This window comes from Paraburkholderia sp. BR10936 (assembly GCF_040965735.1).
In the GTDB taxonomy this organism is placed as follows: Bacteria; Pseudomonadota; Gammaproteobacteria; order Burkholderiales; family Burkholderiaceae; genus Paraburkholderia; species Paraburkholderia nodosa_A.
Genome location: NZ_JBFRCM010000049.1, coordinates 1 through 5,967 on the forward strand (window position 1 = coordinate 1; position 5,967 = coordinate 5,967).

7 protein-coding genes and 1 pseudogene are annotated in these 5,967 nt (G+C 57.7%); 5 read left to right on the plus strand and 3 right to left on the minus strand.

The annotated features are described in order from the left end of the window. Positions 1-378 precede the first annotated feature (378 nt). On the plus strand, positions 379-774 hold the full coding sequence (locus tag AB4Y36_RS40190; RefSeq protein ID WP_141710968.1) for an efflux RND transporter permease subunit: 396 nt from the start codon (positions 379-381) through the stop codon (positions 772-774). 11 nt (positions 775-785) lie between these two features. Then, positions 786-1,190: a hypothetical protein gene (locus AB4Y36_RS40195; RefSeq protein WP_368619612.1), complete on the plus strand. Its 405-nt coding sequence runs from the start codon at positions 786-788 to the stop codon at positions 1,188-1,190. A 119-nt stretch (positions 1,191-1,309) separates the two neighbouring features. On the opposite strand, the gene AB4Y36_RS40200 is transcribed toward AB4Y36_RS40195, so the two are convergent. Further along, positions 1,310-1,645 (minus strand): DUF3757 domain-containing protein, encoded by a 336-nt coding sequence (locus AB4Y36_RS40200; protein ID WP_368619640.1) that lies wholly within the window; start codon positions 1,643-1,645, stop codon positions 1,310-1,312. Between AB4Y36_RS40200 and AB4Y36_RS40205 the strand changes: the two genes are divergently transcribed. After that, complete coding sequence (locus tag AB4Y36_RS40205; RefSeq protein ID WP_256095114.1) at positions 1,551-1,823, plus strand: hypothetical protein; 273 nt, start codon at positions 1,551-1,553, stop codon at positions 1,821-1,823. The genes AB4Y36_RS40200 and AB4Y36_RS40205 overlap by 95 nt on opposite strands. Positions 1,824-2,707: 884 nt before the next feature. Here the strand turns inward: AB4Y36_RS40205 and AB4Y36_RS40210 are convergent. After that, a complete protein-coding gene (locus AB4Y36_RS40210; RefSeq protein ID WP_141710967.1) occupies positions 2,708-2,986 on the minus strand; it encodes a hypothetical protein in 279 nt (92 codons plus the stop codon). Between the two features lie 136 nt (positions 2,987-3,122). Here AB4Y36_RS40210 and AB4Y36_RS40215 point away from each other — a divergent pair, with 136 nt between their 5' ends. Then, a complete protein-coding gene (locus AB4Y36_RS40215; protein WP_368685908.1) occupies positions 3,123-3,713 on the plus strand; it encodes a DUF4158 domain-containing protein in 591 nt (196 codons plus the stop codon). A 259-nt stretch (positions 3,714-3,972) separates the two neighbouring features. Next, a pseudogene (locus AB4Y36_RS40220) lies at positions 3,973-4,177 on the plus strand (transposase domain-containing protein); the annotation flags it as partial. Positions 4,178-4,301: 124 nt separating this feature from the next. Here AB4Y36_RS40220 and AB4Y36_RS40225 read toward each other — a convergent pair. Then, a complete protein-coding gene (locus AB4Y36_RS40225) occupies positions 4,302-5,750 on the minus strand; it encodes an FAD/NAD(P)-binding protein (protein ID WP_368685909.1) in 1,449 nt (482 codons plus the stop codon). Positions 5,751-5,967: the final 217 nt, after the last annotated feature.

Genomic DNA, 5,967 nt, shown 5'->3' on the forward strand with positions numbered 1-5,967 from the left:
TCGTAGAACCCGGCCGACTCGGCGCCGCTGGTGGGGAGAACCCTCCGGCGGCTACGCCGCCTCCGAGTTCTCCCCACCAGCCAAAACCTCTGTCGCTATACCGGCCAAAATGATTGTCGCCGCGCAGACGTCGAAAGGTTGCGTTGGCAATCGAGCGTGATGACAAGACTGGTCGGACCGTGACTCGCTGAACTTGAAGCATAATTCGAGCGTTGAGCTCGTGCGACAAATGAGGGACGAGTCAGCGGATTTCATCGGGGCCCGCAGCGAATGAGGCTGGCCGCGATGTCGATCGGGTTCTCGTTGCGAAACGTGTCGAATTAACACACAAGAAAAACTGGCGCATCGGGGGCGTTCATATAAATTATGTTGGTCGGCGTGTCCGACGAAGTCGTCGCGACGGTGGCACCGAAGATCGACGCGTTCAAGGCGAAGCTGCCGGGCGGCTACCGGGTCGAAACCAGCGGCCTATTCGAGGAAAGCGCGATCTCCCGGACGTCGGTCTTTGCGGTGGTGCCGGTCATGATCGTGCTGATGTTCACGAGCATGATGGTGCTGCTGGTGTGCTTCCGGCGTCTGGCCATGGAGGTTGCGGTGATGCCGCTGGGCCTGATCGGCGTGGTGCTCAGCGCTGCTGGTGTTCAACCGGCCGCTCGGTATCGTCGCGATTCTGGGCATTCTGGCGTTGATCGGCACGAAGGGGCTGATCGACGTATGCCCATGCCCGCGTCCCCGCACCGCTCACGTGGTTCGCCATGGTGCTGGCCTCGCTGATCGGGCTATGAGTGCTGTATCTGCACATCCCGGTTGGCACGCTGCTCGACGCGCTCGCGCCCGGGGCGCTGTGGCCTGTCCTGGCTGGCGCGGCGCTTGCCATCGGCTGGGATCGATGGAGGAGGAAAGTGCCTCGCGCACCGGTAGGAGATGTGGGCGTGATCCTGCGCGAACTCCAGCGGGGCGCAGCGGCGGTGGCGCGATTCGCGCAATGCGCGGATACCTTCGTGCGGGAATGGTCCGTGTCGTGTCTGACGCTGCTGCTGGTTGCGCTGCTGTCCGGATGCTGCCGTGCAACCAGAGGCCTTTGGGACGCGAAAACCAAGCAGAAGGTCGGTTCCAGCCAGATCCACCAGTTGGTGCTTCACATTGACCTGTTCTCGCAGCGGATGCCGGAGCAGATTCTTCTCCACTAAACGTACCGTTGACCTCGTCTGAATCTCGCTAGGATTCGCGAGGCGACAGGTCAATGTCCTTGAAATTGCACCAAGACGGCTCCCACCGGGAAGCCGCCGCTGCCGGACGCTCAGCTTGTTCAGGACCGTCGAACGACAACGAACCTACAACGCAACGCGGTCGGCTGAGTGCATTCATAGTAGTCAAGGTCGCGAAGGCCAGATTTCCGGCGCCATAAGCCTTGATCTACCCTTAGACTTGGTAGCGGAGACCTAGGCATGTACCGTAGATTCACATGTCCGCCTTTGGCAAGTTCGTAGGAGCACTGGACTGACGCCGATTGCACAACACCGTCATTATCAAGCTGCGGTGGATCAAACGTGGCTGAGGTGAATTCCTTGATATTGCCGTCGTCCGGTCCTCTCGCAAAACCCGTCCATTCCCCCTCGTTATCGCTGGTTGTTGCAGTGTACACGTTCCGCGCAATTTTGATGACGGCGGGCGTCGGGCAGCTTTCGTATGTTTCAGCAGCAGCGCAATACGATGCGCTGAGCGCAAGGGTAACAAGAAAGAGATTTCTCATCTTCGGCTTTATTCCTCAATTTTGCAATGGCAGTGGGCTAAATTATCTGAGCATCTGGCAATGCATTTAACGAAAATTAAAATGCAAGCCATTGCAGTTTAGATGATGTCTAATTCCGCCTTTTTAGAACTTCGATTGCGTGATCGCCTGAAATCGAGCACATAGTTTATACCGTAATAGCGCTAACCATAACAAATAAAATTTATGCGAGAGTCAATGTCGTTGATGGGTATGGCAGATCCATGTTTTCGAGGCGTTAAGGCATGGAATGCCAAAGCCCTGTAGTTTCCACCCCTCGGCTATCCTCGAAGCACCGCAGAGAGATAGCGAGCAAGCGCATAATACCGGATTGGCGAACGGCGGTAGGAGTTTGAGCCGACGATATTGCGGGCAAAGGATTCGAGAAAAAATGACGAAGATAACCCGGCGCATGCCCTCAATGGCGTTCGGCGCGAATGCGGCCACTCGCAATGGCCTTCCGCATATCGTGAAGGCCCCTGACCACGATTCAGCCGAATAGCGATCATAAGTGTAGAAGTTATGAGGTGGCGGATCTTTATGCCTTGGTGGAGTAAGGAAATCGGGCTGGGGATGCTTCCCTGAGCTATCGCGTCCGCTTGCGTCGTCGAGATGCAGATAGGTCAACGTGGTCAGCCAGCGCGGGACGGCCGAGTCCTTGGCCGACTGGTCTGAATGTGCGATTTCTTACGCGGACATCGTTCGCGCCAAACCCCGTATGACATCACTTAAAAGTGTCGTGCCGGGGACCGTCGGACGCTGCGGCAACGACCCGGAGTACGTCACCTTCGAGCCTTGCCTTCCACGAAACGATACGACGGAGGTCACGGGAAAGCGGGTTAGATTTTCCCAACCAGGCGCTCGATGCCCTGTATGATCTCGCGCCGTATTTCGGGTGGAACACTTTTATCAAATCCGATCTGATCGCGTAGCGCTTCAGCACGCTCTCTCGGGCGGGAGGCTGGTATTCCACGCCGCCGCAATCGCCGTTAGCGCGCTCTGATATTCCTCCAGTGTTGGATGATCGGATACCTCATCCTGAAGCATTTGCGCGAGAGCGCCAGGAGATTTTCTGCTCCGGCGGCAGTTCATTCCGATCGAGAACGATAGCGTCGGGTTCCCTGACTGAACCGCTCCCCGTCGCAATGCATCCAGGTCGCCAACGCCCAGTTTGCGGGCACGCGACGATTTTTTCTGCTGGCTGGCTTTGCCCATGTTTCTGCCCCTTCGCTGCGTTCTGAATCCGAAAATTATCGCGGCCAACTGGTTGCTCAAGACTGGCACAGGTGTGACGGCTTTGCCGGATTTTTTGCGCTACACTGGCCAGCCCATTCGAGATCCGGAATTCGGCATGGCGACCATCGAAAGTACCGCGTATCCGAGGTTTCCCAAGGTTTTTTCACCGGAGGAATTGCAAGCGTTCTATTCGCCGGACGTCGAAGAGCTCGAGTGGGTGCGCCGCAACGCGCGTGGCCAGTCCTCGAGACTGGGCCTGCTGGTTTTGCTGAAGGCCTTTCAGCAGATGCACTACTTTCCCTTCGTTGACGCCATTCCCCCCGCTGTCATCGAGCACATCCGGGCGAGCGCGAACATAGGCGCCGAGGCCGCATTCGGCTACAACAGGGCAAGGTCGCCCGTCTTGTTTCGTCACTATGCGGCAATCCGGGAATTTCTCTGCATCCAGCCCTATTACAACTCCGATACCAAAGGTGCAATACGAAGGCGGCTTACCGATTGCTTTCAAATCCGAAAGCTTGTGAGCAGGATATCGTGCGCGGGCACTTTGAAGCTACGCGAAGCTTCGAACGCTACGCCTCTTACACGATATCTCCTCAAACTTGCCCAGCTTGGCGGATATGGATCGAGCCAGTGCCCCGCCGCCCGGAAACACCGCGATCTGGAGAGGTTTGCGAAGACTCATCGATATACAACTCGGCTTTGAACTCTCAAAAAATCATGGGTTACCGCAAGTTTAATGGACCGCATACCGCCTTTCTTCCATGCCGCTGTCACGACGCGACGCGGGGCGTGTCTCCAATCGCCCTACGCGCCCCTACGCCGCGACCTGCATCGTCGTCATACCGCTCACAGCGCACTTAGCGCTTGCAGTATCTGGATTGTTCGCCCTTTGTCGCGACGTCGATATACGACGTCGCCTGAAAAGGGCGGACACTGACCGCCATCGACACCTAGGCCCCGCCAGAAAAAACTCGTTGTTTGCGGGGCTCACTTCGCGCCGGGGAACGGGCCTCTGCCATCATGAGCCTGATCCGTTCGGGACAACTGAACAGGCACGATCCGCTCGCCTATCTGAAGGATGTGCTCGCGCGCCTGCCCACATATCTCGCGACTGACATCGACGACTTGCTGCCTCACCGATGGGAACCTTCCGCCAGCGCTCTATAGATTCCGCGCGCGCCGGGCAAGGTGACTTCACCGGTTGCTTACATCACAAGGCAGGCGTCGATATTGGAGCCAGAACCAGAGCGTGCGCTTGCATCCATGACCCTGTCAGGCCACGCGCTCGCGTCTAACGTGCAGAAAACTGCCGCCTCATGATCTCCGTCATCCGCTCGATATGCATTAGCAATTCGGGCACCGCCGTCGCCTCCCAAAAGCGTCTTCTAAGCGCGGGGCCAATATAAAAGAGTGACGGATTCGTGCAGCCATTGACTCGGACTACGCGGTAAGACTCATCAACACACAACCCCGCCCAGTCAAATTTTGCAATCCCGTCGCGCCGTAACTGATCAAAAAGAGAATCGCACCCGTGTGCTATAGGCCGATGTAGGCGATCTGCATGCGGTACTGTATCTGACGCCGCAGCTGAATGAGCGGGAGCCATCCCGGCACCCGTGCAATTGACGAAATACGATGCGCGTACAACGCGCGAGCCCGTTGCTGCGCGCGGGCGAATAGCCAGCAGCAGCCCGTCGCCATGTGCGCTGATTGTCTCGATTCGCCCACTCATAAGCGAGAGGCGGCCACTCATCCTGAGTGACGCGACGAGCGCTGCCGTGGAAGGTGGCTGTCGGTGACGATGTGTTTCCCAGTAAGGCGCAATATGACGCACGAAAGCGCGCCGGTCGGCCTCAGACCAGTTTGACCAGATCTGCGGTACCGCAGGACGCAGGCTATCGATCACCTCGCGCCAGTCACCGCCTCTCGCGCGATGTTCAGCAATGACTTTGCGTACGGCGGTGAGGCAATGCCTAGGGCCAGCAGTCAGTTGATCGAGAAGCGCCCGCCGCGCTTGTGGCTGAAGTTTCGGCAGTGACCGGCGGTGGTGTTGGGGCAACAAACCACGGCGGGACATAAGAGTGAAGCACAACTTTTCGCTGCGCCGATGCAGCGCGTAAACAACGTCGAGTGCCGTCAGACCAGACCCGTACATGAAGAACTGGCTGTCATCCGGCACGGCCCGCAGTTTAACTGCGTCCCAGGGATTCGCGAGGAAACGTTGATCGAGTGAAGCGCCACCGGTCGCTGCTACAGTGATGGAGGGGCGGCCATAGCTGTGGCCCGTCGCAAGGACGACGTGATCGGCAGAAATCTCCACACCCGTGTGCAAGTAAACCTTCGTTCGGCCATCCTCTTCGGGCGCCAGCGCAACGGCGTATCCGTCGTGTTGAGAAAACTGATGCTTCCCCGACTTTCCTACTGCCTGTTTTAGCCGATGTGCAAGATAGTCACCGTACCATGCGCGTGGCAGGAAATCATCGGGTTCCGCAGGCCGGCCCCGCAGTCGGCAATAATCGACAAAGCCGTTCCCGTTGTCCCGCTCAACACTGAGGGCCCGTGCGGGTGCGTTCAGGAGCCAACCTTCCTCGTCCGACCGATAAGCAATGCCGCGCGAAACGCTATAGCTGGCATCGACCAGTGCGATCGACAGGGGCTTTGCGGTTTGATCCGATAGTAGCCATGTGGCGGTCATCGTCCCGCAAAAGCCGGCACCCACTATCACGATCGATACAGTCATTGCCACGGTTCCAATGGTTGTTCGTATCCGCTCGCGCAGAAAATTTATTTTGACGTTCACATGAATATTCGTGCCGATAGCGTCGCTTGCTGACCTTACCCCTGTTTGACGTATCCCATAGCCGAGGGAATTCAGGCGGCTCGCTGGGCAGCGAGCCAGTTCTTCTCGAACGTCATAGGGCTGACGTAATCGAGCGTCGAGTGTAGCCGATGGGCAT

Coding starts and splice junctions, on each gene's coding strand:
- AB4Y36_RS40225 (WP_368685909.1), bottom strand. CDS start 5,750: ATGACTGTATCGATCGTGATAGTGGGTGCCGGCTTTTGCGGGACGATG.
- AB4Y36_RS40210 (WP_141710967.1), bottom strand. CDS start 2,986: ATGGGCAAAGCCAGCCAGCAGAAAAAATCGTCGCGTGCCCGCAAACTG.
- AB4Y36_RS40215 (WP_368685908.1), top strand. CDS start 3,123: ATGGCGACCATCGAAAGTACCGCGTATCCGAGGTTTCCCAAGGTTTTT.